The 26,079-nt window shown below is 70.6% G+C and carries 19 protein-coding genes; 14 read left to right on the top strand and 5 right to left on the bottom strand.

What is annotated here, in order from left to right; all coding sequences use genetic code 11:
• Positions 1-79: 79 nt before the first annotated feature.
• Positions 80-691: a PDDEXK family nuclease gene (locus FJ657_RS01295; RefSeq protein WP_369407388.1), complete on the bottom strand. Its 612-nt coding sequence runs from the start codon at positions 689-691 to the stop codon at positions 80-82.
• A gap of 159 nt (positions 692-850) precedes the next feature.
• Between FJ657_RS01295 and FJ657_RS16975 the strand changes: the two genes are divergently transcribed.
• The 3 genes from FJ657_RS16975 to rplL all read left to right on the top strand — a co-directional run bounded on the left by FJ657_RS16975 (position 851) and on the right by rplL (position 2,235).
• A complete protein-coding gene (locus FJ657_RS16975) occupies positions 851-1,024 on the top strand; it encodes a hypothetical protein (RefSeq protein ID WP_181408821.1) in 174 nt (57 codons plus the stop codon).
• Positions 1,025-1,293: 269 nt separating this feature from the next.
• A complete protein-coding gene (rplJ, locus tag FJ657_RS01290) occupies positions 1,294-1,809 on the top strand; it encodes a 50S ribosomal protein L10 (protein ID WP_141161885.1) in 516 nt (171 codons plus the stop codon).
• A 39-nt stretch (positions 1,810-1,848) separates the two neighbouring features.
• On the top strand, positions 1,849-2,235 hold the full coding sequence (gene rplL / locus FJ657_RS01285; protein ID WP_141161884.1) for a 50S ribosomal protein L7/L12: 387 nt from the start codon (positions 1,849-1,851) through the stop codon (positions 2,233-2,235).
• Positions 2,236-2,445: 210 nt separating this feature from the next.
• On the opposite strand, the gene FJ657_RS01280 is transcribed toward rplL, so the two are convergent.
• Positions 2,446-4,059, bottom strand: a complete 1,614-nt coding sequence (locus tag FJ657_RS01280) for a LuxR family transcriptional regulator (RefSeq protein ID WP_141161883.1) — start codon at positions 4,057-4,059, stop codon at positions 2,446-2,448.
• A 483-nt stretch (positions 4,060-4,542) separates the two neighbouring features.
• Between FJ657_RS01280 and FJ657_RS01275 the strand changes: the two genes are divergently transcribed.
• Together FJ657_RS01275 and FJ657_RS01270 are read left to right on the top strand one after the other, a co-directional pair.
• Positions 4,543-6,798, top strand: a complete 2,256-nt coding sequence (locus FJ657_RS01275; RefSeq protein ID WP_141161882.1) for a hypothetical protein — start codon at positions 4,543-4,545, stop codon at positions 6,796-6,798.
• Positions 6,799-7,115: 317 nt separating this feature from the next.
• Positions 7,116-8,993, top strand: a complete 1,878-nt coding sequence (locus tag FJ657_RS01270; RefSeq protein WP_141162662.1) for an ABC transporter ATP-binding protein — start codon at positions 7,116-7,118, stop codon at positions 8,991-8,993.
• A gap of 2 nt (positions 8,994-8,995) precedes the next feature.
• Here the strand turns inward: FJ657_RS01270 and FJ657_RS01265 are convergent, their stop codons facing one another.
• Together FJ657_RS01265 and FJ657_RS01260 are read right to left on the bottom strand one after the other, a co-directional pair.
• Positions 8,996-9,670, bottom strand: coding sequence for a DUF305 domain-containing protein (locus FJ657_RS01265; protein ID WP_141161881.1), 675 nt, complete (start codon positions 9,668-9,670; stop codon positions 8,996-8,998).
• A gap of 75 nt (positions 9,671-9,745) precedes the next feature.
• The gene (locus FJ657_RS01260; protein WP_255447069.1) at positions 9,746-10,435 is read right to left on the bottom strand and encodes a thioredoxin-like domain-containing protein; all 690 of its coding nucleotides are present in this window, start codon (positions 10,433-10,435) and stop codon (positions 9,746-9,748) included.
• A 179-nt stretch (positions 10,436-10,614) separates the two neighbouring features.
• On the opposite strand from FJ657_RS01260, the gene FJ657_RS01255 reads away from it, so the two are divergent.
• From FJ657_RS01255 to FJ657_RS01215, 9 genes are all read left to right on the top strand, one after another.
• Complete coding sequence (locus FJ657_RS01255) at positions 10,615-11,976, top strand: cystathionine beta-synthase (protein ID WP_141161880.1); 1,362 nt, start codon at positions 10,615-10,617, stop codon at positions 11,974-11,976.
• 58 nt (positions 11,977-12,034) lie between these two features.
• Entirely contained in the window at positions 12,035-13,201 is a 1,167-nt protein-coding gene (locus FJ657_RS01250; RefSeq protein WP_141161879.1) for a cystathionine gamma-synthase, read from the top strand.
• A 155-nt stretch (positions 13,202-13,356) separates the two neighbouring features.
• Positions 13,357-14,550: an ROK family transcriptional regulator gene (locus tag FJ657_RS01245; RefSeq protein ID WP_141161878.1), complete on the top strand. Its 1,194-nt coding sequence runs from the start codon at positions 13,357-13,359 to the stop codon at positions 14,548-14,550.
• Positions 14,551-14,774: 224 nt separating this feature from the next.
• Entirely contained in the window at positions 14,775-16,304 is a 1,530-nt protein-coding gene (mmsA, locus tag FJ657_RS01240; RefSeq protein ID WP_141162660.1) for a multiple monosaccharide ABC transporter ATP-binding protein, read from the top strand.
• A complete protein-coding gene (gene mmsB, locus FJ657_RS01235) occupies positions 16,304-17,671 on the top strand; it encodes a multiple monosaccharide ABC transporter permease (protein ID WP_255447068.1) in 1,368 nt (455 codons plus the stop codon). The genes mmsA and mmsB overlap by 1 nt, the downstream gene beginning before the upstream one ends.
• Positions 17,672-17,756: 85 nt before the next feature.
• Positions 17,757-18,851: a substrate-binding domain-containing protein gene (locus FJ657_RS01230; protein WP_141161877.1), complete on the top strand. Its 1,095-nt coding sequence runs from the start codon at positions 17,757-17,759 to the stop codon at positions 18,849-18,851.
• Between the two features lie 159 nt (positions 18,852-19,010).
• Complete coding sequence (locus FJ657_RS01225; RefSeq protein WP_141161876.1) at positions 19,011-20,357, top strand: bifunctional glycosyltransferase family 2/GtrA family protein; 1,347 nt, start codon at positions 19,011-19,013, stop codon at positions 20,355-20,357.
• Positions 20,354-22,549, top strand: a complete 2,196-nt coding sequence (locus FJ657_RS01220) for an ArnT family glycosyltransferase (RefSeq protein ID WP_141161875.1) — start codon at positions 20,354-20,356, stop codon at positions 22,547-22,549. The genes FJ657_RS01225 and FJ657_RS01220 overlap by 4 nt, the downstream gene beginning before the upstream one ends.
• 145 nt (positions 22,550-22,694) lie before the next feature.
• Complete coding sequence (locus tag FJ657_RS01215; protein ID WP_141161874.1) at positions 22,695-23,921, top strand: multidrug effflux MFS transporter; 1,227 nt, start codon at positions 22,695-22,697, stop codon at positions 23,919-23,921.
• A 386-nt stretch (positions 23,922-24,307) separates the two neighbouring features.
• On the opposite strand, the gene FJ657_RS01210 is transcribed toward FJ657_RS01215, so the two are convergent.
• Positions 24,308-25,693 carry an HNH endonuclease signature motif containing protein gene (locus FJ657_RS01210; protein ID WP_255447067.1) on the bottom strand — a complete coding sequence of 462 codons (1,386 nt, stop codon included), beginning with the start codon at positions 25,691-25,693 and terminating at the stop codon, positions 24,308-24,310.
• Positions 25,694-26,079: the final 386 nt, after the last annotated feature.

The following is a 26,079-nucleotide window of genomic DNA, read 5'->3' as shown; positions in this document are numbered from 1 at the left end:
GGCGGCGGAGCCGGAGGCGGCGGAGCCGGAGGCGGCGGAGCTGGAGGTGACGGAGCCGGCGGATGCGCTCGCGCCCGGCTCAGCGTCGGCGCAGCAGCTCGAGCAGCCGATCGGCTAGCACCACGAGTCGGTGGATCTCGTTGTCGTCGCGATCCACCCAGCGCGACTCGGGCACCGCATCCACCGGCACGAAGTCGCGGTGCTGCTCCCACACGACGAGCGTGCGCTCGGCGCCGAGCACGTATTGCTGCCACCAGACCTGACGCAGGTAGGTGCGGGGGATGCTGCGCCAGGCCTTCGACGTCGTCTTGATCTCGCAGAGCTCGAGCGCCGCGCCGCGCTCGCGCACGCCGTCGGGGGTGGCGAGGTGCCCGCGCTCGCCGTCGGCGTGGAAGAGCTGGGTGCTCGGCTGCATGCCGTGCTCGGCGCGCGCCCAGCGGGCGATCTCCGGCTCGCGGGCGCGGCCGTGATCCGTGTAGGCGTTGCCGCCGAAGCCGGTGCCGAGCATCTTCTCCATGGCGATGCCCTGCAGGGGCTTGTCGCTCGAGAATCGCGCCGCATCGGTCGCGGTGACGCCGTTCGCGCGGGCGATGAACCAGCCGCGCCGATCGGTCGAGTCGGCGACGACGCGGTCGCGCCAGTGCACCGGCGGCGCCTCCCAGAGGGAGAGCATCGGCTGGGCGCGGGTCACGCGTCCATTGTCTCCCGGGCCGGCGACAGCGGCGGGCGGCGCGCGAGCCGGGCGCGACCCGATCGCGGGTCTACGAAGCAGGTGATGAGCTGAGGTAACCTCGCACGGCAGTGCTCGTGCGATCAGCCCGACCGCCGCTCCGATGAAGGGAGATGCGCCATGGCCAGCGGCACGATCCCCTCCATCGCGGAAGCAGGGCTCTTCGATGCGGCATGCATCCCCTGGGTGCCGATCGCCCTCGTGATCGCACTCGCCGCCGTGGCCGTGATCGGAGCGTTCGTTCTGCGCCGCGACCCGTCGGACGGCGACGACGAGACCGATCCCGAGATGTGAGACTCCGGAGCCGGTTTGCGCATCCGCCGTCTCTCGGGTTACCCTGGACCCGGCCGAAGACCGCTGGTCTCCGACGTGCCGCCTTCTCGAAGGCGTCACCCGGACGAAGTCCTTCCTCGTGAAGAGACCCGCGCAGGTGTGTGAAGTGACAAGCCCTTCTGTGGTTCGAGCTCCGTGCGTCTGCGCCGGAGCTCTTTTCGTTGGCGGATGTCTGATCCCACTCGGGATGCCCGCGGCCCTCGGCGCCGAATCCAACCACAAGGAGCGCCATGGCGAACAAGGAAGCAACGGTCGCCGAGCTGACGGAGTCTTTCCGCAGCTCGAACGCGGTCGTGCTCACCGAGTACCGCGGTCTCACGGTTGCTCAGCTCAAGGAGCTGCGCAAGAACCTCCGCGAGAACGCGACCTATGCCGTGGTGAAGAACACGCTCACCAAGATCGCGGCCAACGAAGCGGGCATCACGTCGTTCGACGACGCCCTCGTCGGTCCCTCCGCGATCGCCTTCGTGCACGGCGACACCGTCGCCGTCGCGAAGACTCTGCGTGACTTCGCCAAGGCGAACCCTCTGCTGGTGGTCAAGGGCGGGTACTTCGACGGTGCCCCGCTGACCGCCGACGAGGTGAACAAGCTCGCCGATCTCGAGTCGCGTGAGGTGCTGCTGGCCAAGCTGGCCGGCGCCTTCAAGGCCTCGCTGTTCGGTGCCGCGTACATGTTCAACGCGCCGCTCGCGCAGGCCGTCCGCACGGTCGACGCGCTGCGCGCGAAGCAGGAGTCCGCGGCGTAACCCGCCCGCGGCTAGACATTCAGCACTAAGGAGAAAAGCATGGCCAAGCTCACCACCGACGAGCTGCTCGAGGCGTTCAAGGAGCTCTCGCTCATCGAGCTCAGCGAGTTCGTCAAGAAGTTCGAGGAGACCTTCGAGGTCACCGCCGCCGCGCCGGTCGCCGTCGCCGCCGCCCCCGCCGCCGGTGGCGCTGCCGCCGCCGAGGAGGAGGAGAAGGACTCGTTCGACGTCGTTCTCGAGTCGGCCGGTTCCGCCAAGATCCAGGTCATCAAGGAGGTGCGCGGCCTCACGAGCCTCGGTCTCTCGGAGGCCAAGGCTCTCGTCGACGGCGCGCCCAGCACCGTTCTGGAGGGCGCCAACAAGGAGGCTGCCGAGAAGGCCAAGGAGGCCCTCGAGGGCGCCGGCGCCACGGTCACCCTCAAGTAAGGTTCTTCCTCACTTCAACGACGGCGTCGTTCCCGGTTCGTCCGGGGGCGGCGCCGTCGTCGTGTTCCCGGGCGGGGATCCGTCGGGCCCGGGGGGAGCGCGATCGCTCGACCCGAGTTGACGGACGGGGATCAGGTAACCAGCCGTTCTCCCCGCCCGTCGGCGCAAGCGGGCGGCCGGGATCAGGGACGGCCGGGCGCGAGCGCTGACTCAGTGAAGCGCATCGGGCTCGGGCGACGCAGAGTGACCCAGGGGTGATCCCGGGGTGACGTAGAGGCCGAGGGCCTGCGCCTTGCGCACCGCCTCGCCGCGTGAGCCGACGCCGAGCTTGCGGTAGATGTTGCGAAGGTGCGTCTTCATCGTGTTGCCCGAGACGAAGAGCTCCTGCGCGATCGTCGCGACGGTCTTGCCCTGACGCAGCTGGTCGAGCACGATCGTCTCCCGGCTGGTGAGCGGCGCGAGCATCCCGCCCTCGTCGCCGGCGGCGGTGAGGCGCGCATCCACGGCCGACCGGATGCGCTCCACGAGCGCCGCGATCTCGGGGGCCTGACGCCGCGACGAGGCCTGATTCATGAGCTCGCGCAGCATGAGCGGCGGCACCATGATGAGCGGCGAGCGCGTTCCGGTGCGCTGCATGTGGTGCAGGCTGCGGTCGCACCAGAGCGCCGACTCGGCCGGATTGCCGCGCTCGGCCTCGATGGCGGCGCGCAGCAGCTGCACCTCCGCGAGAGTGCGCGCGGCGTGGGCCTCGCCGAGGGCGTCGCACTCGGCGAGGGCGGCGGCCGCGCCCTCCACGTCGCCGTTCACGAGCCGGAGCTGCGCGACGTAGCGGCCGGCGCAGAGATCGTGCCGCGCATCGGAGGGCAGCTCGGAGAGCACCTGCCAGGCCGCGTCGCCCTGGCCGTGACGGATGAGGATGGCGGCGCGCAGCAGCTCGCCGAGAGCGGCGCCGCTGCCCGCCGGGTGCCACGTGCGGTAGCTCTCCCCGGCGCGTCGGATCAGCTCGAGCGCGCCGGAGAAGTCGCGCTCGAGCGCGTGCAGGCGGGCCGTGGCGATCCAGCCGAAGGGCTCCCAGTCGCTGCCCTCGGCGGCGGCGGCGATCTCGACCTCGATGCGATGCGCGGTCTCGCTGTCGAGGCGCTCGACCGCGACCATGAGCTCGGCGATGAGCGCTGTCGCCGCGAAGGGGCTGCGCAGCAGCAGGGTGCCCTCGGCGATCGAGCGCGCCTGCTGCACGAAGCCGGATGCGGCATCCAGCTCGCCGGCGCCGATCGCGATGAGGGCGCGCCCGCCGAGGCACTCCACGTGCTCGGCGCGGCTCAGGTGGCGTTCGCCCAGTCCGTCGGCGAAGGCGAGCAGCGGAGCGGCGTCGGCGTAGCGCCCGCGGTGCAGCTGCACCATGCCGCGCTGGAGGGCGGCCATCGCGCGCACGGTGACCCGCCATTCGATGCCGGGCGCCGAGGTGGCCTGGGCCTGTTCGGCGGCCAGGTCGAGGGCGTCGTCCGCGTCATCGAGTCGGCCGAGGGTGCGCAGGGCGGCGGCCGACTGCAGGCGCACGATCACGGCATCCGGGTCGTCGCAGGGCAGGCTCATCAGGGCCGCTTCGAAGTACGCGAGCGCCGACCGCGAGCGGTCGCCGCGCGCCGTGCGGTAGCTGGCGCCGAACGCCGCCGCGATCACGGGGTCGTCGCGCCAGGCCTCGTCGGGGATGGTCTCGATCAGCTCCCGCAGTCCCGCGGGAGACTCGGCGGAGAGCCCTCGCCAGGCGCTGCGCACGAGCGTGACGGCACCGGGGGGATCACCCGCGTCGAGTCGGGCGTCCACTTCCCGTCGGAGGGAGTCGAGAGTGGTGCTTCGGGGCAATTCGGTGTCGCTTCCACACGTCGGGTGCTGCGGACGTGCGCCGGTTTTCGGGCCCGGCGCGCGATGCAGGCACGCTTCGGAGTGATGCACACCCCCGTGTGGTTCCCAGTTCCGCGCGGTGGTCTGAATCTCACCCCCGATGCTACTTGCGCACCGCGAAACGTGTCCACCATAATGAGGACAACTCTGGCGACCCCCGTAGTCAGAGGGCCGATCGTCCCCCGCGGTCGGATCAGTACGGCATCGCGCCGTGCACCCGCCAGGTCTGGTCGGTCTTACCCTCCGCCCAGCCCGTCCCCCCTGAATGGCGGGTGGTCAGACGCGTGCCTTGAAGTAGAGAGCAACCCCCGTATGCGCTCCACGGCATCGTCCCCTGCCCGGATTCTCGATAGGGCCCTCGCGCGCCTCGCGCGCCGCGGGCCGCGCACCCTCAGAGCCAAGGTCATGACGGCGGTCTCCGGACTCGTCGTCGCGGCTCTCGCCGTCGGCGGCATCGCCCTCGTCGGCGCGGCGGCCGAGGCGCACAACCGCTCCGTCAACGTCACCTGCTCGAGCATCGCCGTGAACCTCACGGCGTACAACTCGAACAAGACCAACACGGTCCGCGTCGAACTCGACGGCAAGCAGCTCGTCGACACGACCTTCCGGTCGAGCTTCGCCGCCACCTACCCGGTTCCGCAGGATGGTGTGACCCACGCGTACCGCGTCAAGGTCGTCGCCGGCGACAACCCGAGCAACCCCGACTGGAACCTCGACAAGTCGGGTACGACCCCGCTCTGCACGCCGACGAACCCGCCGAGCAACCCGGTCAAGCCGACGATCTCGATCGATGCGGCCGACTGCGTCGCCCCCGGCGGCCCCACCTCGGTGCCCGTCACCGCGAAGCTCGGCTCGCTGCAGCCCGGCGCCAACTACACGGTCATCCTGAAGTCCGGCGCCAAGGAGCTGCGCACCGAGGACTTCGCGGCGAACGCCGCCAGCCAGAGCGTGCCGCTCGGCAGCTGGCCCACCGGCAGCAGCTACACCGCCGTCGTGACCAGCAGCACCACCGGCGCCTCCGCCACGAGCGCGGCCGTCACCCCGGCCGAGTGCCCGCGCGGAGTGGACTCCGCCGACGTCGTCGCCGATGTGTGCACCGCCCCCGGCTCGACCCTCGTCGGCGCCACCGTGACCGTGACCGGTCTCGTCGAGGGCCAGACCTACTACGCCACCGTCGACGGCAACGCCGGTTCGAAGACGAAGGTCGGCGCCGACGGCACCGCGCGCATTCAGGTGCCGGTCGGGGTCCCCTCGACGATCATCATCACGACCGAGGCGGGCGTGAAGGTCGGCCAGACCGCACCGGTGACCCCGGCGCTCTGCCCGGTCACGCCGAACCTCACGGTCGAGCTGGCCGTCTGCACGACCGACGCGCAGACCCTTCCGCTGACCATCACCGCCTCGGGCCTCTCCGCTGACCGCACCTACACGGTCGTCGTCGACGGCACGACCGTGGCGACCATCACCGGCGCGACCACCAAGACGGTCACCGCGGACACAGCGGCGGGAGAGCACACGGTGCGCGTCATCGACTCGGCGGCCACGTCGGTGCTCGCCGAGCAGACGATCACCCAGGTCGCCTGCGCCACGACCCCGAAGATCGCGATCGACGCCACGCAGTGCGTCGCCCCGCACGGCACCGGCAGCCTCGCCGGAACCGTGACCTCGGTGGTGCCGGGTCGCTCGTACACGGTCACTCTGGTGTCGGCCGGCGACGCGGTGCAGGCGCCGGTCCACGTGACCCCGACGAGCTCCAGCTTCCCGCTGAGCTTCACCGGGCTGACGCCGGGCGCGAGCTACACGGTCACCGTCGTCGACGACCAGGCCGACGACGCCACCGCGAAGGTCACCGCGAAGCTGGTCGACTGCCCTGACGTGCCATCGATCGCCATCGACCCGACCCAGTGCGTGGCTCCGACCGGCAAGGGCAGCTTCGACGTCACGGTCACCGGCGCCATTCCGGGTCGCAGCTACCTCGTGACGCTCACCGTCGACGGCAAGGCCGTCACGGGCGTGGACGCCAAGCCGGTCACCGCCGAGGCCGCCACGTTCTCGGTTCCGTTCACCGGACTCGAGCCCGGCACGACCTACGGCGTGACTCTGACCGACGCGGACGACGACCAGACCGTCGTGACCAAGGATGTCACTCTGGCCGACTGCCCGACGAACCCGGGACTCTCGGCGATCGCCGTGGCCTGCCAGGCCGACTCGAAGACCTCGAGCCTCGAGGTCGACGTGACCGGCGTGGAGCCGGACCGCGACTGGACCGTGCGTGTCAGCCAGGGTGACGACGACGCCTGGACCGTCATCGACGAGAAGACCGTCACCTCGGCCGAGCTCGCCGACCCGGTGGTCTTCACCGGCATCAAGAACGACGCCGAGTACCGGGTGACCGCGATCGACTCGAGCGGCAACCTGCAGAAGAGCACCGACGTCACCGTCAAGGACTGCGGTGTCTCCGACGAGGAGACCACGCCTCCCACCACGCCGCCGACCACCCCGCCGACCAAGCCGCAGGCCGGTGGCGGCACGGGCCTCGCGTCGACCGGTGTCGACGGACTGATCCCCGGAATCGGAGCGCTGCTCGTGCTGCAGGTCGGTATCGCCCTGCTCGCCGTCGCCGCGATCCGCCGCCGCAAGGCCGCCCGCCAGCAGGGCTGATGAGACCCGGATCCGGGCTGATGGGACGAGAGGCCCGGATCCGCAGCTGACGGGGACGATCAGCTGGCCGGGAGCGTGACCCGTTCACGCTCCCGGTGCTCCCCGTCGAATGAGAAGACGACCGGAGGTCGGGTGCCGCGGAGGGCGCCCGGCCCCCGGTCTTTCGTCGTTCATGCGCGCGCACGGGGGCGACAGCGCGGTCGGGGCCTCCGGTCTCCCGCGTGCAGGGCACGCGGGGCGGAAGCGGGATGCGCGTCCGCCCGGGGCGCACGACCCCGCGCGGGGTCGGCGGCGGGTTCTAGGCTCGGCGCGTGAGCATGCGCGGAGGTGGAGGCGGCGGAGGCCGCGGCGGCCGGATCTCGTCGAGCGACGCCGCAGCGCAGCGCGCCGCCAACGCCGAGGCCCCGCGCATCCCCCACCTGATCGGCCGCATCGCCGAGCTGTTCCAGCCGCACCGCCGCGCCCTCGGCACGATCGTCGTGCTCGTGCTGATCGGCGCCGGACTCAGCGTGCTGCCGCCGCTGCTCACCCAGCAGGCCTTCGATCGCGGGCTCTTCCCGGCCGGCGGCCGCCCCGACGTGCCGGTGCTGCTCGAGCTCGTGCTCGGGATGGTGCTGCTCTGGGTCGCCTCCGCCGCGCTCGGCGTCTGGCAGACCTGGCTCACCGCCCGGGTCGGCAACAGCGTGATGGGCCGACTGCGCATCCGGCTCTTCTCGCACCTCGAGGCGATGGAGCTCGGCTTCTTCACCCGCACCAAGACGGGCATCATCCAGTCGCGCCTGCAGAACGACGTCGGCGGCGTCGCCGGGGTGCTCAGCAACACCGTGCAGAGCGTGATCGGCAACACGGTCACGGTCATCGCCGCGCTCGTCTCGATGCTCGTGCTGAGCTGGCAGATGACGATCGTCGCGGTCGTGCTGCTGCCCGTGCTCGTGATCGCCCAGCGCCGTGTCGGCCAGGTGCGCGCCCGCATCGCGACGCAGACGCAGGAGTCGCTGTCGGAGATGACCGCGATCACGCAGGAGGCGCTGAGCGTCTCGGGCATCCTGCTGACCAAGAGCTTCGCCCGGCAGAACGCCGAGATCGCGCGCTACACGAACGAGAACGAGAACCAGATCCGGCTGCAGGTGCGCCAGGCGATGAGCGGCCAGTGGTTCTTCGCGCTGGTCAACATCTTCCTGTCGATCATCCCGGCCATCGTCTACCTCGTCGCCGCCTGGCTCATCCTCGATCGGGTGGATGTCACGGCGGGCACCGTCGTCGCGTTCACGACCGTGCAGGCGCGCCTCATGTGGCCGCTCATGGGCCTGCTGCGGGTCGCCCTCGACCTGCAGACCTCGCAGGCGCTGTTCGCCCGCATCTTCGAGTACCTCGACCTGACGCCGGCGATCACCGAACGGCCCGACGCCCGCGCCGTCGATACGACGAAGCTCGGGCGGATCGCCTTCGACGGGGTGGTGTTCCGCTACCCGGATGCGCCGGCCGAGAGTCCGGCGACGCTGCGCGGCGTGAGCTTCTCCGTCGAGCCCGGGCAGTACGCGGCCTTCGTCGGGCCCTCGGGCGCCGGCAAGACGACGGTGTCGTATCTCGTGCCGCGCATGCACGACGCGACCGGGGGCCGCGTGCTGTTCGCCGGCGACGACGTGCGCGAGCTGCGGCTGAGCTCGCTCGCCGAGTCGATCGGGCTCGTCAGCCAGGAGACCTACCTGTTCCACGCGACGATCGCCGAGAACCTGCGGTACGCGAAGCCGGACGCGAGCGACGAGGAGCTCGAGCGGGCGGCGCGCGCCGCGAACATCCACGCCACCATCGCCTCGTTCCCCGACGGCTACGACACGGTCGTCGGAGAGCGCGGGTACCGGCTCAGCGGCGGCGAGAAGCAGCGCATCGCGATCGCCCGCGTGCTGCTGAAGGATCCGGCGGTGCTGGTGCTCGACGAGGCGACGAGCGCGCTCGACACGGTCAGCGAGCGCATCGTGCAGAACGCGATCGACGCGGCCGCCCGGGGCCGCACGACGATCGCGATCGCGCACCGGCTGTCGACGGTCGTCGGCGCCGACGTCATCTTCGTGGTCGACGGCGGACGCATCGTCGAGCAGGGCACGCATCCCGAGCTGCTCGCCGCGGGCGGCGTCTACGCGCAGCTGTTCGCCGAGCAGCTCGCGGCCGCCGGCTCGAGCCCGCGGGCTGACTGAGCTCAGCCGAGCTTCTCGAGCATCTCCTGCATCGTCGTGATCTCGGCCTTCTGCGAGGCCTCGATCTGCGTCGCCATCGCCACGACCTGCTTCTGATCGGTGCGGTGCAGGATCGCCTCGGCCATCTCGAGGCCGCCCTGATGGTGGGCGATCATGAGCGTGAGGAAGAGCTTGTCGGCGGCCTCGCCCTTCGCCGCCGTCAGCGCGGCGATCTGCTTCGCGGTCGCCATGCCGGGCATCGGGCCTCCCGCCTTCTGACCCGAGACGGCGTGGCCGTGACCGCCGTCGCTGCCGTCGATGGTCGGGTAGCTCATCCAGGTCATCCGTGGCTGGCTGGATGCCTGAGGCAGGTCCCAGGCGTCGAGCAGGCCGTACATCTGGCCGGCCTGCCCGCCCTGTCCGATCGCGATGTCGTAGGCGATCAGCCGCACGGCCTCATCGGTGCTGCGGTCGCGCACCAGCAGCGACATCTGCACGGCCTGGGCGTGATGCACCTGCATGTCGCGCAGGAACCCGGCGGCCGCGCTCTCGGTCGTCGGCGTAGCCGGAGCGGCGCCGACGCGGCCGAGCAGCAGGCCCGAGGTGAACAGCAGCAGCGCGACGGCAGCGGCGACGATCCACCAGGGGCGGCTCGGCCGGCGGCTCGGGGTCGACGGGTCCTTCGCGGCGCTTCTCACCGGGTCATGCTCCCACTGTCGTCGTGTCGTGCTGTCGATGACCGTCCGAGAGCGGATGGCACGACGCGGATGCGGTCAGCTCACCTTGCCGGGAGCGTCGAGCCCGCCGGTGCACGGGGCGCCCGGCTCGGGGGCGTTGGGGGAGCGGTAGTAGTCGGTGATGAACTTCTGCACCTTCGCGTTCTCGGGGTTCGAGAACTTGATCTGCGCACCCCAGGCGGAGACGGCCATCGGGGCGTCGAGGCCCGGGTACGGCGAGAGCGTCGCGTAGACGTCGGGCACGATCTTCTTCAGCGCCTCGAGCTTCGCTCCCGAGATCCTGTCGGGGTCGTAGGTGAACCAGAGCGCGCCGTGCTCGAGGTCGTGCACCGCGTTCTCGTTGGGCACGGGCTGGTCGTAGATGCCGCAGTTGAGCCAGGTGGCGTTGTGCGGTCCGCCCGCGGGCGGTGACATCCGGTAGTCGACCTTCTTCGCGGTGTGCTGCGACGACAGGCCCTCCCAGGTCTGCACCGTGTTCAGCTTGACCGGCCCCGAGGCCGCTCCGCTCCCGCTGCCGCTCAGCGGCAGCACGATCGCGAGGGTCACGGCGACGATCGCGGCGACGGCGACCGTGATGCCGCCGCCGATCGCGAGACGGCGGTTGCGCTTGCGCGCGGCTTCCTTCTTCTTGAAGGCCGCGACCTTCTCGGCGCGCTGGGCGGCGCGGGCCTGCTTCGTCGTCGGCGTGCCGTTGTCGGCGCTCGGCGCGGATTCGTCGCGGGGCATGATTCTCCTCGGGCGGATGCGCTGGCTGAGCGCGATGTATGCGAAGACATAGACATTGTCCTCACCAACCTGGCAACTCGCCCGCTCCCGCGCCCATTTCGCGCACGGACGGGCCGCGCCCGCGTGGATCCGGAACCCCGCGACGTAACAGCCCCGGATCGCGCCGGTACCCTCGGACCATGGCATACGCGGAGTCCGTGCTCGACCTCGTCGGCAACACCCCGCTCGTGAAGCTCAACAGCGTCACCGACGGCATCCAGGCCACCGTGCTCGTCAAGGTCGAGTACGTGAACCCCGGCGGCTCGTCGAAGGATCGCATCGCCGTGCGCATCATCGACGCGGCCGAGCGCGAGGGGCGGCTGAAGCCCGGCGGCACGATCGTCGAGCCCACGAGCGGCAACACCGGGATCGGCCTCGCGCTGGTCGCGCAGCAGCGCGGCTATCGCTGCGTCTTCGTCTGCCCCGACAAGGTGAGCGCCGACAAGCGCGCGACCCTGCAGGCTTACGGCGCCGAGGTCGTCGTCTGCCCGACCGCGGTCGCGCCCGAAGACCCCCGCTCGTACTACAACGTGAGCGACCGGCTCGCCCGCGAGATCCCGGGCGCGTTCAAGCCCGACCAGTACTCGAACCCGAACGGTCCGCTCAGCCACTACGAGACCACCGGCCCCGAGATCTGGCGCGACACCGACCAGAAGGTCACGCACTTCGTGGCCGGCGTCGGCACCGGCGGCACGATCAGCGGCGTCGGCCGCTACCTCAAGGAGGTCAGCGACGGCCGCGTGCAGATCGTCGGCGCCGACCCCGAGGGCTCGGTCTACTCGGGCGGAACCGGGCGGCCCTACCTGGTCGAGGGCGTCGGCGAGGACTTCTGGCCGACCGCCTACGACGGCAGCGTCGTCGACGAGATCATCGCCTCCTCCGACGCCGAGAGCTTCGACTACACGCGCCGCCTCGCCCGCGAGGAGGGACTGCTGGTCGGCGGCTCGAGCGGCCTCGCCGTCGCCTCCGGGCTCAAGCTCGCGCGCCGCCTCGGTCCCGACGACACGGTCGTGATCCTGCTGCCCGACGGCGGCCGCGGCTACCTGGCGAAGATCTTCAGCGACGACTGGATGGGCAGCCACGGCTTCCTGCCCGCCCAGCCGGGTCCCACGGTCGGCGAGGTCGTCGCGCGCAAGGGCGACGCGATCCCCGCTTTCGTGCACGTGCACCCCGACGACACGCTCGGCGCGGCCGTGCAGATCCTGCGCGAGTTCGGCGTCTCGACGATGCCGGTCATCACGGCCGAGCCGCCGCTCGTGCTGGGCGAGATCGTCGGCTCGATCGACGAGCGGCACATCATCGCCGCACTCGCCGACGGCGCCGGGCTCGATACCCCGATCCGGGAATTCACCGGCCCCGCCCTCCGTTCGGTGGGATTGAGCCAGCCGGTCGAGACGGCGACGGCGGCGCTCCGCGAGACGGATGCGCTGCTCGTGCTCGACGAGGGCCTGCCCGTCACGGTGCTGACCCGCGCCGACCTGCTCGACTTCCGCGACGCCTGAGCGGCGCGCCGAGCTCGCCGAACTCCTCGTCCGACCCGACCGACACCACCGGAGCACCATGTCCGACTTCCTCACGCCCGACTCCGCCCTCGAGACCCGCGCCATCCACGCCGGCCAGGGCTTCGACCCGGCGACGGGCGCGGTCAACCCGCCTGTGCACTTCAGCTCGACCTTCGTGCAGGACGGCATCGGCGGCTTCCGCGGCGGCTACGAGTACGCGCGCGGCGGCAACCCGACCCGCGACCACCTGCAGGAGCTGCTGGCGTCGCTCGAGGGCGGCGAGGTCGCCTACAGCTTCGCCTCGGGACTCGCCGCCGAGGACGCCCTGCTGCGCGCCGTGCTGAAGCCGGGCGACCACGTGGTCATGGGCAACGACGTCTACGGCGGCACCCACCGTCTCGTGAATCGGGTGTTCGTGCCGTGGGGCGCGCACCTCGACACCGTCGAGATGGGCGACCTGGATGCGGTGCGCGCCGCCGTGAAGGCCGGCCAGACGCGCGTGCTCTGGGTCGAGACCCCGAGCAACCCGCTCATGAAGGTGACCGACATCGAGGGCCTCGCGGCGATCGGCCGGGAGGCCGGCGCGATCGTCGTCGTCGACAACACCTTCGCCTCGCCATACCTGCAGCAGCCGCTGTCCCTCGGCGCCGATGTGGTCGTGCACTCGACCACGAAGTACCTCGGCGGCCACAGCGACCTGCTCGGCGGCGCCGTCATCCTCAAGGATCGGGAACTGGCCGAGAAGGTCGGCTTCATCCAGTTCGGCGTGGGCGCGGTGTCGTCGCCCTTCGACGCCTGGCTGACGATGCGCGGCATCAAGACCCTGCCGGTGCGCATGGATCGCCACTCGAGCAACGCGCAGACCCTGGCCGAGCGTCTTGTCGGCCACGCGAAGATCGACCGCGTCTACTATCCGGGGCTGCCGGAGCACCCCGGCCATGACATCGCGGCGAAGCAGATGCGCAGCTTCGGCGGCATGATCTCGCTCGCGCTGAGCGGCGGCGGCGCCGCGGCGCGCACGCTGGCGGAGTCGACGGGGCTGTTCCAGCTCGCGGAGTCGCTCGGCGGCGTCGAATCGCTCATCGGCTACCCGACGGAGATGACGCACGCCTCGGTCAAGGGCACGGCGCTCGAGGTGCCCGAGAACATCGTGCGTCTGTCGGTGGGGCTGGAGAACATCGACGACCTCGCCGCCGACCTGCTGGGCGCTCTCGACCGCATCTGATCCTCCTCGTCAGCGCCGCGGCGGTTCCGGATCGTCGCGGCGCTGATGCCCCGCTGCGCGATCCGAGTGCGCGAGTCGGCGCGGGCGTCGGTGGTTATGCGATCGTTGCGTTCACGAGTTGACGACAAGACGACAGGTGGGGCACTCTGAACGCCATGAGGACGACGGGGCTCTCTGAGGCAGAGCGACGCCCGCGTCCCGGGTCACAGAGCGCCTTGCGCGGCCGGAATCGGCAGCGCATCGTCGACGCCCTGCGCGAGGCCGGGCCGCTGACGCAGGCCGAGCTGTCGCGTCGCACCGGCTTGAGCGCCGCGACGATCTCGAACATCGTGCGCCTGCTCGCCGACGAGGGCGCCGTGAGCACCGACACGACCACGAGCTCCGGCCGTCGCGCGACCTCGGTGCGCCTCTCGGATGACGGGCGCCTCGTCGTCGGCCTCGACTTCGGCCGCCGCCACGCGCGGATCGTGCTCGTCACCCCCGGCTACGAGGTCGTCGCCGAGCGGGCGATCGAGCTGCCCCGCGGCTATCCCGCCCTCGAGGGCGTGCGCGCCGTGCGCGACGTGCTCGACGAGCTCATGGCCGAGCGCGGCGTGCGCCGTTCGGCCGTGCTGGCCGCGGGCCTCGGCATGCCGGGGCCGATCGACCGCCGCAGCGGAACCGTCGTGCAGGGCACGATCCTGCCCGAGTGGATCGGCGTCACGGCCGACGACCTCAGCGAGCAGCTCGACCTGCCCGTGCTGCTCGACAACGACGCCAATCTCGGGGCGCTCGCCGAGGTGACGTGGGGCGCCTACAGCGAGGTCGAGAACCTCATGTTCGTCAAGATCGGCTCGGGCATCGGCTCGGGGCTGATCATCAACGGCAAGCCCTATTACGGCAACATCGGCGTCACCGGCGAGATCGGGCACACGACCATCAACGAGCAGGGCGCCGTGTGCCACTGCGGCAACCGGGGCTGTCTCGAGACCGTCGCGTCGACGGTCGTCATGCTCGAGCTGCTCTACCGCCGCCAGCCGGGCAACCACGGGACGGCCGACATCGTGCGCCGGGCCGTCGAGGGCGACCCGGGCACGCTGCGGGTGCTGCAGGATGCCGGCTCGGCGATCGGCGCCGCCCTCGGCAACATGGCCAACCTGATCAATCCCGAGGTGATCCTCATCGGCGGCCCCCTGGCCCCGATCGGCGAGCCCTTCCTCGAGCCGATCGCCCGATCGTTCTCGCGACATGCCGTGCCGCGCGTCGGCGACTCGACGACGATCGCGATGGGCTCGCTCGGCGATCGCGCCGAGGCGCTGGGCGGCGCATCCCTCGCCCTGCGGCACGTCGACGCGCTCGCGCTCGTCTGATCTCGAGGGCGGATCTGCGGCCGCGGATGCCGTTACGGCTTTCGTGACCGAACCGTTGCGTTCACAAGTTGACGACGACGGTCGAATGCGCGTTACAGTAGTGCGCGCATCACCCGCACCACCACCACCCGCGACGGCGTCGTCCGCACCCTCGGACACGCCGGCATCACCGCCGCTGCTCCCGAGGAGGACACCCCGTGGTCGACGCTCCCTACATCCTCGAGATGCGCGGAATCACCAAGCGCTTCCCGGGCGTCATCGCCCTCGACGATGTGACCCTGCGCGTGCGCGAGGGCGAGATCCACTCGATCTGCGGTGAGAACGGCGCCGGCAAGTCGACGCTGATGAAGGTGCTCTCGGGCGTCTACGGATTCGGCACCTACGAGGGCGACATCGTCTGGCAGGGCGAGGTGGCGCGATTCCGCGACATCCGCCAGAGCGAAGCCGCGGGCATCGTGATCATCCACCAGGAGCTCGCGCTCATCCCCGAGCTGTCGATCGCCGAGAACATCTTCCTCGGCAACGAGCCCCGCACCCCCTTCGGCTCGATCGACTGGTCGGCCGTGCGCCTGCGCGCCCGCGACCTGCTCAGCCGCGTCGGCCTGCGCGACGACCCCGACACGCAGATCAAGAACATCGGCGTCGGCAAGCAGCAGCTCGTCGAGATCGCCAAGGCGCTCAACAAGAACGTCAAGCTGCTCATCCTCGACGAGCCCACCGCCGCGCTCAACGAGAACGACTCGCAGCACCTGCTCGGCCTCATCCGCGACCTGCGCGACAAGGGCGTCACGAGCATCATGATCAGCCACAAGCTCAACGAGATCGAGGCGATCAGCAACTCGATCACGATCATCCGCGACGGCCACACGGTCGAGAGCCTGGATGTGAAGGCCGACGGCGTCGACGAAGACCGCATCATCCGCGGCATGGTCGGGCGCACCCTCGAGAACCGCTTCCCCGAGCACGACGGCTCGGGCATCGGCGAGGTCTTCTTCGAGGTGCGCGACTGGACCGTGCAGCACCCGCTGACGGCCGAGCGCCTCGTGGCCAAGCACTCGAACTTCACCGTGCGCCGCGGCGAGGTCGTCGGCTTCGCCGGCCTCATGGGCGCCGGCCGCACCGAGCTCGCGATGAGCATCTTCGGCCAGAGCTACGGCACCGTGCTCTCCGGCCAGGTGTTCAAGGACGGCCAGGAGATCAAGCTCCCCAACGTCTCGGCCGCGATCAAGAACGGCCTCGCCTACGTCAGCGAAGACCGCAAGGCGCTCGGGCTCAACCTGCTCGACGACATCAAGACCTCGGTCGTGTCGGCGAAGCTGTCGAAGATCGCCCCCGGCGGGGTCGTCGACGAGCTGCGCGAGCACAGCATCGCCGACGACTACCGCAAAGAGCTGCGCATCAAGACCCCCACGGTCGACGAGGGCGTCGGCAAGCTGTCGGGCGGCAACCAGCAGAAGGTCGTGCTGGCGAAGTGGATGTTCACCGACCCCGACCTGCTGATCCTCGACGAGCCGACCCGCGGCATCGACGTGGGCGCGAAGACCGAGATCTACGGCATCATCCGCAAGCTCGCCGAGTCCGGCGCCGGCGTGATCCTCATCTCGTCGGAGCTGCCCGAGCTGCTCGGCGTCGCCGACCGCATCTACACGATCTTCGAGGGCACCATCACGAGCGAGATCCTCGCGAAGGATGCGAATCCCGAGACCCTCATGAAGAGCATGACCTCCGACAAGAACAAGAAGGACGCCGCCTGATGACCGACACCGCAGCAGCCCCGAAGAAGTCGGGCGGCATCCGCGACCTGGGCAAGATGTTCGGCGGAGGGCAGTCGAGCCTCCGCCAGTTCGGCATCCTCGGCGCCCTGATCGTGATCATCGTGTTCTTCCAGATCGCGACCGGCGGGCAGACCCTGCAGCCGGGCAACGTGATCAACATCGTCAACCAGAACGCCTACGTGCTGATCCTGGCGATCGGCATGGTCATGGTGATCATCGCCGGCCACATCGACCTCTCGGTCGGATCGGTCGCCGCGTTCACCGGCATCGTCGTCGCGATCGCGATGAACCGCGGCGGAGTGCCGTGGTGGGCGGGCGTGCTGATCGGTCTCGGCATCGGCGCCCTCGTCGGCGCCTGGCAGGGCCTCTGGGTCGCCTACGTCGGAGTGCCGGCGTTCATCGTGACCCTCGCGGGCATGCTGGTCTTCCGCGGACTCAACCAGTTCATCGGCAACGCCACCACCGAGCCCGTCAAGGACGAGACCTTCCTCGAGATCGGCGGCGGCTACCTGCCCGACCCGAACCTCGGCATCGACTACAACGTGCCGACGCTCGTGCTCGGCTTCATCGCCGCGATCCTGGTCGTCGTGCTCGAGTTCCGCACCCGCGCCCGCCAGCGCAAGGTCGGCGCGGAGAGCGCCCCGCTCTGGGTCTCGCTCGTCAAGGTCGTGCTGCTCGCCGCCGTGCTCATCGTCGCCGCGTTCCTCTTCGCCGGCGGCCGCGTCGGAACGAGCTTCCCGATCCCGGGCATCATCCTCGTCGTGCTCGTCATCATCTACGCCTTCGTGACCAACAACACCGTCACCGGCCGCCACATCTACTCGGTCGGCGGCAACTGGCACGCGGCCGAGCTGTCGGGCGTGAAGATCAAGCGCATCAACTTCTTCGTCATGATGAACATGTCGGTGCTCGCCGCCGTCGCGGGCATGGTGTTCATCTCGCGCTCGGTCTCGTCGGGCCCCGGTGACGGAACCGGATGGGAGCTCGACGCGATCGCGGCGGTCTTCATCGGCGGCGCCGCGGTCTCCGGCGGAATCGGAACCGTGATCGGCTCGATCGTCGGTGGTCTCGTCATCGCGGTGCTGAACAACGGGCTCCAGCTGCTCGGCGTCTCGTCGGACCGCGTGCAGATCATCAAGGGCCTCGTGCTGCTGCTCGCCGTCGGCATCGACGTGCTGTCGAAGCGCTCGGGCGGCCGCTCGATCATGTCGCGCTTCTCGCGCCCCAAGAAGGTCAGCGCCGCCGACGAGAACATGACCTACCCCCTCAACCGCCCCCTGGTCGAGCCCGACGGAACCTCCGCCGAGCAGTCCAGCCGGCCCTCGAGCACTACGCCGAACGCCTGACGGCGCCCGTCGTAGCCATCCCCGGATCGCAGCGTCGCTCCGGAACCCTGCACCACCACACATCACAACGAAAGTGACGGAACACATGCGAAAGCTCGTCATCACCACGACCGCGGTCGCCGCGGTCGCGCTGCTCGCGCTCTCTGGCTGCTCCAGCCGCAGCGGCGACGACGCCTCCGGCGACGGAGCGTCGAAGGGCTTCGAGAAGGGCTCGCTCATCGGCGTCGCCCTGCCCGACAAGACCTCGGAGAACTGGGTTCTCGCGGGTGACCTCTTCAAGAGCGCGATCGAGGAGGCCGGCTTCAAGGCCGACGTGCAGTACGCCGGTCAGAGCACCCCGGTTCCGGACCAGCAGGCCCAGATCAGCTCGATGACCACCAAGGGCGCGAAGGTCATCATCATCGGCGCCAAGGACGGCGGCCAGCTCGGCACGCAGGTCAAGGACGCCCAGGAGGCCGGCGCGAAGGTCATCGCCTACGACCGCATCCTGACCGACACGAAGAACATCGACTACTACGTCGCGTTCGACAACTTCAAGGTCGGCCAGCTGCAGGGCCAGGCTCTGCTCGACGGCCTCAAGGCCAAGTTCCCGGACAAGAAGACCTACAACATCGAGCTCTTCTCCGGCGACCCGGGTGACGCCAACGCCCCCGTGTTCTTCAAGGGCGCGATGGACATCCTGCAGCCGAAGATCGACGACGGCACCCTGAAGGTCGTCTCCGGTCAGACCGACATCAAGCAGACCGCCACGAAGGACTGGCTCGCGCAGAACGCCCAGAACCGCATGGACACGATCCTGCAGGGCAGCTACGGCAGCGCCGAGCTCGACGGCGTCCTCTCGCCGAACGACACCCTCGCGCGCGCCATCCTCACCTCGGTGAAGAGCGCCGGCAAGCCCGCCATCGTCGTGACCGGTCAGGACTCCGAGGCCGCCTCGATCCCGCTGATCATGTCGGGCGAGCAGTACATGACGATCTACAAGGACACGCGCAAGCTGGTCAAGCAGGCGATCGACATGGCGACCGAGCTCTCGAAGGGCGACAAGGCGACCACGACCACGACGACCGACAACGGCGCGGTGAAGGTCCCGACCTTCTACCTCGACCCGATCGTCGTGACCAAGGACAACGCCGCCGAGGTCTACAAGGACGACGACAAGCTCGCTCCGCTCACCAAGTAATCCCCGACGCGGGCGCTGCACCGCTCGCGTCACCACGACGAGGCCGCTCGGGAACGCTCCCGGGCGGCCTCCGTCGTGCCCGGGGCCGGCGCGGTACTCACAGGATCAGCACAGGATCGGGAAACAGCCGCCATAGCGGGCGACCGGATGCTCATCCGCATGAGCCCCGACACGACCGGTCCCGCCGTCCCTCCCGGCATCCTGCCGCCGCTGCTCGAGATCGTCGTGCCCGTCTACGACGAGGAGCGCTCGCTCGAGACGAGCATCCGCACCCTGCACGCCGCACTGGCCGGCCAGTTCGGCGACCGCTGGCTCGTCACGATCGCCGACAACGCCTCGACCGACGCCACTGGGCGCATCGCCGACGCGCTCGCCGCCGAGCTCGAGCGGGTGCGGGCCGTCCACCTCGCCGAGAAGGGCCGCGGTCGCGCGCTCAAGCACGTCTGGCTGACGAGCGACGCCGAGGTCGTCGGCTACCTCGACGTCGACCTCTCGACCGACCTCGCCGCGCTCGCGCCGCTCGTCGCTCCGCTGCTCTCCGGACACTCCGATCTCGCGATCGGCACCCGCCTCTCGGCCGACTCGCGGGTGGTGCGCGGGGCGAAGCGCGAGCTCGTCTCCCGCGGCTACAACACGCTGCTGCGGGCGACCGGGCTGCGCGCCTCCGACGCCCAGTGCGGCTTCAAGGCCATGCGCAGCGACGTCGCCCGGCGCATCCTGCCGTTCGTCGAGGACACCGGCTGGTTCTTCGACACCGAGGTGCTGATGATCGCCGAGCGCTCGGGTCTGCGCATCCACGAGGTGCCGGTCGACTGGGTGGATGACGAAGACAGCAAGGTCGACATCGTCGCCACCGCGCTCGCCGACCTGCGCGGCGTCGCGCGCGTGCTGCGCGGCATCGCCTCGCGCCGCATCCCCGTCGAGGCCATCTACGCCGAGCTGGGCCGCCGCCCCTTCGAGCAGGTCCACCGGCCCGGCTTCTTCGGCCAGGTGCTGCGCTTCGGGCTGATCGGCGGCGCTTCGACGATCGCCTACGCCGTGCTGTACCTCGGCCTGCAGCTCGTGATCGCGCCGCAGGTCGCCAACTTCGTCGCGCTGCTGCTGACGGCGATCGCGAACACCTGGGCCAACCGGCACATCACCTTCGGGGTGCGCGGCCGGGCGGGACTCGTGAGCGACCAGGTCAAGGGGCTGCTCGTGTTCCTGCTCGCCTGGTGCCTCACCTCCGGCTCGCTGCTCGCGCTGCACACCGCCCGGCCCGAGTCGGGTCCGGTCGCCGAGCTCGTCGTGCTGACCGTCGCCAACCTCGTCGCGACCGTGCTGCGGTTCGCGCTGCTGCGCGCCTGGGTGTTCCGGCGCACGCGTCGGGCCTCCACGGCCCCGGCCGCCGGCACGTCGACCGCCGCCCGCTCAGGTGCGGACCCCATCCACTCGGCCTCGGCCGCCACGACCCCGCGGACCGGCGCGCTCGCCGCCGCGCTGACCAAGGAGGACGCCGCAGCATGAGCGCCGCCACCACGACCACCACCGGCACGGGACGCATCCCCGCCGGCTCGACCCATCTGCCTCCTGCCGCGCGCCTGCGCGAATGGGGCCGCGCCCTCGTGCTCGGTCGCCGCGGCGCCCTCGTCTGGGAGCGCCCCGCGCTGCTCGGCCTGCTCGCCGTCACCGCCGTGCTCTACATCTGGAACCTCGGCGCGAGCGGCTACGCCAACTCCTTCTACTCCGCGGCGGTGCAGGCCGGCAGCGTGAACTGGGAGGCCTTCTTCTACGGATCCAGCGACGCCGCCAACTCGATCACGGTCGACAAGCCGCCGGCGAGCCTGTGGTTCATGGCCCTCTCGGTGCGCCTGTTCGGGCTGAGCTCGTGGAGCATCCTGCTGCCCGAGGCGATCATGGGCGTCGTGACGGTCGCGGTCGTCTACGCGACCGTGCGCCGCCGCTTCAGCGCCCCCACCGCGCTGCTCGCCGGGGGAGTGCTCGCGATCACGCCCGTCGCGGCGCTGATGTTCCGCTTCAACAACCCCGACGCGCTGCTCGTGCTGCTGCTGAGCCTCGCGACCTACTTCACGATCCGCGGCGTCGAAGACGGCCGCATCCGCTGGGTGCTCTGGGCGGGCGCGATGATCGGCTTCGGCTTCCTGACGAAGCAGCTGCAGGCCTTCGTGCTGCTGCCCCCGCTCGCGCTCGTCTACCTGTGGGCCGCGCCGCGCACCTTCCGCGTGCGCCTGCTGCACTCGCTCGCCGCGCTCGGGGCCGTGATCGTGGCGGCCGGCTGGTGGGTCGCGATCGTCGAGCTCGTGCCCGAGTCGTGGCGGCCCTACATCGGCGGCTCGCAGACGAACAGCTTCCTCGAGCTGACCTTCGGCTACAACGGCTTCGGCCGGCTGACCGGCGACGAGACCGGCAGCGTGACCGGCGGCGGCGGTGGCAACACCGGCGGCGGGATGTGGGGCTCGACCGGCATCACGCGCCTGTTCGACGGCGAGATCGGCGGTCAGATCACCTGGCTGCTGCCCGCCGCGCTCGTCGTCGGCGTCATCGCCCTCGTGCTGCTGCGCCGCGCTCCGCGCACCTCGGTGCGCCGCGCCATCCTCGTCATCTTCGGCGGCTGGATGCTCGTCACCGGACTCGCCTTCAGCTTCATGGCCGGCATCTTCCACGCCTACTACACGGTCGCGCTCGCCCCGGCGATCGCCGCGGTCGTCGCGATCGGCGCGACGATGCTGTGGGAGCGCCGCTCGGCGATCTGGGCGCGGATCGTGCTCGCGGCCGTGCTGCTCGGCACCGCCGCGTGGGCCTACGCGCTGCTCACCCGGGCGAGCGACTGGATGCCCTGGCTCAAGTTCGTCGTCGTCGGCCTCGCCGTGATCGGCGCGGTGCTGCTCGTGCTGCCGCCGCTCGGACGCCGCATCGCCATCGCGACCGCCGCGGTGTCGCTGATCGGAGCCCTCGCGGCCCCGGCCGCGTACTCGCTGCAGACCGTGTCGGAGGGCCACACCGGCTCGATCGTCACGGCCGGCCCGAGCGTGCAGGGCGGGATGGGGGGCTTCGGCGGCGGTCGAGGCGGCGGCGGCAATGGCGGCGGCTTCGGCGGCGGGCAGGGCGGACCCGGCGGCAGCACGGGCGGGTTCCCCGGATCGAGCCAGAACGGCACCTCGAACGGATCGTCGAGCTCGCAGGGCTTCGGCGGCACCCCGCCGCAGGGCTTCGGGCCGGGCAGCACCGGCTCCGGGTCGACCACGGGCGGCGGCTCGTCGACGGGCGGCTCCTCGACGGGCGGGTTCCCCGGGGGCGGCACCGCGTCGGGTGAGCGCGGCGGCTTCGGCGGCGGCGGAGCGGGCGGCCTGCTCGGGGCGAGCAACGTCAGCTCGGAGGTCGAGGCGCTGCTGAAGAAGAACGCGAGCGCGTACACCTGGGCTGCCGCCACCATCGGGTCGAACAGCGCCGCCGGCTACCAGCTCGCGACTGAGCTGCCGGTCATGCCGATCGGCGGATTCAACGGCAGCGACCCGTCGCCGACCCTCGCGGAGTTCCAGGCTCTCGTGAAGAAGGGCGAGATCCACTACTTCATCGCCAGCGGCGTCAGCGGGCGCTCGAACGGCGGCTCGGATGCGGCCAGCGCGATCTCCAGCTGGGTCGACGAGAACTACGAGTCGACCACGGTCGACGGGGTCACGCTCTATGACCTGAGCTGAGTCCTGCGGCTTCACCCGGGCGGGCCTCGATCGCGAAGAGCGATCGAGGCCCGCTCGGTCGTGCGCGACAGCTGTCGCATCTGCGAGGATCGGGCGGTTCCACCACACCACCACCGCATCTCGACCGCTTCCGGAGCGCTCACCCATGACCGCCCTCGTGCACCCCGGCGACGCCATGTCGCGCGGCCAGCGCATCCTGCACATCATCCTGCTCGGCGCCCTCGTCGGCCTCGGCCCCTTCACGATCGACCTGTACCTGCCCGCCTTCCCGAAGGTCGTCGACGAGCTGTCGACGACGGATGCGGCGGTGCAGCTGACCCTGACCGCCACGACGGTCGGCTTCGGCCTCGGGCAGCTCGTCGTCGGACCGTGGAGCGACCGGGTCGGCCGCCGCCTCCCGCTGCTGCTCGCCACCGCCGTGCACGTCGCCGCGAGCATCGGCGTGGCCGTCGCGCCCGACGTGATCTGGGTGGGCGTGTTCCGTGTGCTGCAGGGCATCGGCGCGGCCGGCGGCGGCGTCGTGGCGATGGCGATGGTGCGCGACCTGTTCTCGGGGCACGCGCTCGTGCGCATGCTGTCGCGGCTCGCGCTCGTGACCGGGCTCGCGCCCATCCTCGCGCCGCTCATCGGCTCGCAGATGCTGCTGCTCGTCGACTGGCGCGGAATCTTCGTCGCCCTCGCGGTCTACGGCTTCATCGCGGTCGTGGTGTCGGCGTTCCTCATCGCCGAGACGCGGCCGCGCGGGGCGCACATCCCGTCGGCCACCACCACCGCGCGGCAGAGGTATCGGGCGCTCTTCACCGACCGCGTGTTCATCGGGGTCGCGGTCATCGGCGGCATGCAGTTCTCGGGACTGTTCGCCTACCTCTCGGCCTCGTCGCTGCTGCTGCAGAACGTCTACGGCCTGAGTCCGCAGGAGTTCGGGCTCATGTTCGGCATCAATTCGCTCGGGCTGACGGTCTGCTCGCAGCTCTCGTCGCGGCTCATGCGCCGCATCGGACCGCAGTGGATCCTGGCCGCGGCCATCGGCATCATGCTGCTCGCCTCGGTGTCGATCGCGATCACCGCGCTGCTCGGCGGGGCGCTCATCCCGATCCTCGTCGCCCTGTTCATCATGCTGTCGGCGTGCGGGCTGGCGTTCCCGAGCGTGCAGGTGCTCGCGCTCGCCCACCACGGCAGCGAGGCCGGAACGGCGGCGTCGCTGCTCGGCGCCGTCAACTTCGGGCTCGCCGGCATCATCTCGCCCCTCGTCGGCGTGCTCGGCATCTCGTCGGCACTGCCGATGGCGGCCGTCATGATCGGCTGCCACGTCGTCGCGAACGTCGTCATGTGGACGGTCGTGCGGCCGCGGACGGTGCCGCCGATCGAGTAGGCGCCGGGCGCCGGGCGCCGGGCGCTGGCGGCGGGTGTCGGGCGTCGGGGTGCCGGAGGCCGGGTGGCGGTCGCGGGCATCGAGCTCGGGCCGCGTACGGAGCGGTCGACGGGCGCGCGGGCATGCGTGGTGAATCGCGCGCGGGTCGCGACCGGGCTGACCCTGCTCTGGTCAGAAGGGCGCGTGGTCGTCGATGAGGGTTCGGATCCGACGATCCGGAGCTCCGATCTGATCGATGCCGGAACCGGCCGACCCGGCGACTGGATCGAGGCGGTCGCCGAGACCGGCGAGGTCGGGCAGATCGCCGACCGAGTCGGGTGGGTCGTGCGACTCGCTGTTCGATGTCCGTCGGTGGTGGCGGATGGGGTGTCCGAGGGGCACGAACGCTACGGGTGGGGCGGGGCGTCTTCGCGGTAGACGCGTCCGGTCGGGGAGGTCCATTCCAGGACCCCGCCGGCATGTTGTTCCACTCGCCAGGGGGTGAGCTGCTTCATCGAGTGATGTCGCTGGCACAGGTGAGCGAGGTTGGTCAGAGCGGTGGGGCCGCCGAGGGCGTGGTCGACGGTGTGGTCGAGTTCGCAGCGGATCGCGGCCTGCCGGCATCCGGGGAAGCGGCAGTGCAGATCCCGGGCACGCAGGTGGCGACGCTGTTCGAGACTCGGCCTGTACCGGTCGATCGCGATCGTGGTGCCGTCGACCGGGTTCGTGAGCAGTCGCGTCCACGACGAGGTCTCGCCGGCGAGGTAGCGCGCCGTCCCGGCGTCGATCGGGCTTCGGCCGACGAGGTCGGCGGGGTTCTCGTTGTCACCGAGGAGCGTCAACGCCGAGACGGTGACCTGCACCTGCGCACGAATCGCGCGGAGCGCACCGGCCCCGTCACCGTGCACGGTCGGGTCGAGCGCGGGCGACTCGGCGAGGATCAGGTCCGCGAACAGGTCCGCGCGGATCTGATCGGCCGTGCGACGATCGGTGCCCGCCGTGCCGACCGAGGGTGTCATCCCCTCGTGCGCGACGTCGGCGTCCTGCACCGCGTGGGCCATGCGGGTGAGGCGGTCCAGGATCCCGTCGCCGATCACCGTCGGGACCGTCGCGATCACCTCGCACATCCCGTCCCGGCCCGGGACCAGGCGCACCGCGCGCTGGCGAGCGGCGTCCTGGTGTCGTTCGGTGAACGACTGTTCGGTGAGCTTCTCCGCGTAGAGCTCCAGCCCGGCCCGGACCCGGTTCGGGGTGTCGTTCAGGCTGCGGTCGATCGCCTCCCGTTCGAACTCGGGCCGCCGATCCACCGGAACCACACGACCGACATCGACGATCACCGTCACGTGGGCGCGGGTGATGAATCCGTGCTCCCACGCCGACAACGCCGCCGGGTAGAACTCCACGATCTCCCGCGCTTCCCCGATGCGGCGCTGCACGGTCCGGTCCGGGGAACGCAGCACCCCGCCGATCTCTGCCGCGATCGACCGCAGAGCCATGTTGTGCGCGCGCACGTTCGCGGGCGAACCGGCTGCTTCGGTCTCGGCGAGCTGGCCGGCGCGGGCGAGCATCCGCACCTCCGCCACCTGACCCGCCGTCAGCAACGCGAGCGCCGATTCCGCCTCACCCACTAACCGCGGCAACCACACGACCGCGTCCGCAGCACGGCCACCGGCCGGGGTCGTGCCGCCGTCGAGAACACCGTCGTCGAACGGCGCAGGATCGTCGCTTCCGGGTGTCGTCGTGGGATTCTCCATACCTGCACTGTGACAGTCACCACCGACATTCAGCGGCACTCGACCGCGAGGTAGAATCGCAGATCAGATGCACATTCCACTGACATCGGCCAGAACTCTTCCGTCTACCGGAACCGCGCATCAGAGGCACATTCCACCGACATGGGACGGGCCGTTCCAGCCACCCGCGCGGCGCATCAGAGGCACATTCCACCGACATCGACCTGGACCCGTCCGCTGACCAGGACAGCGGATCGGATGCACCCTTCACCGACACCCCGCGCAGGGATCCAGTACAGCGACTGAGGGCACCGGTACCGATCACCCGCACACCGACCCCGAGTCGAGCCGGATGCGATCCCGGTCTCCCACCGCCACGTCGCGCCGCGCCCCTCGACCGCCGCCTGTCCGCGGCGTCGCCGTCACATCCCGACCGCCGCGCGAAC

It is taken from the genome of Schumannella soli (assembly GCF_006517435.1).
In the GTDB taxonomy this organism is placed as follows: domain Bacteria; phylum Actinomycetota; class Actinomycetes; order Actinomycetales; family Microbacteriaceae; genus Schumannella; species Schumannella soli.
This window is presented reverse-complemented; position numbering and strand designations above follow the sequence as displayed.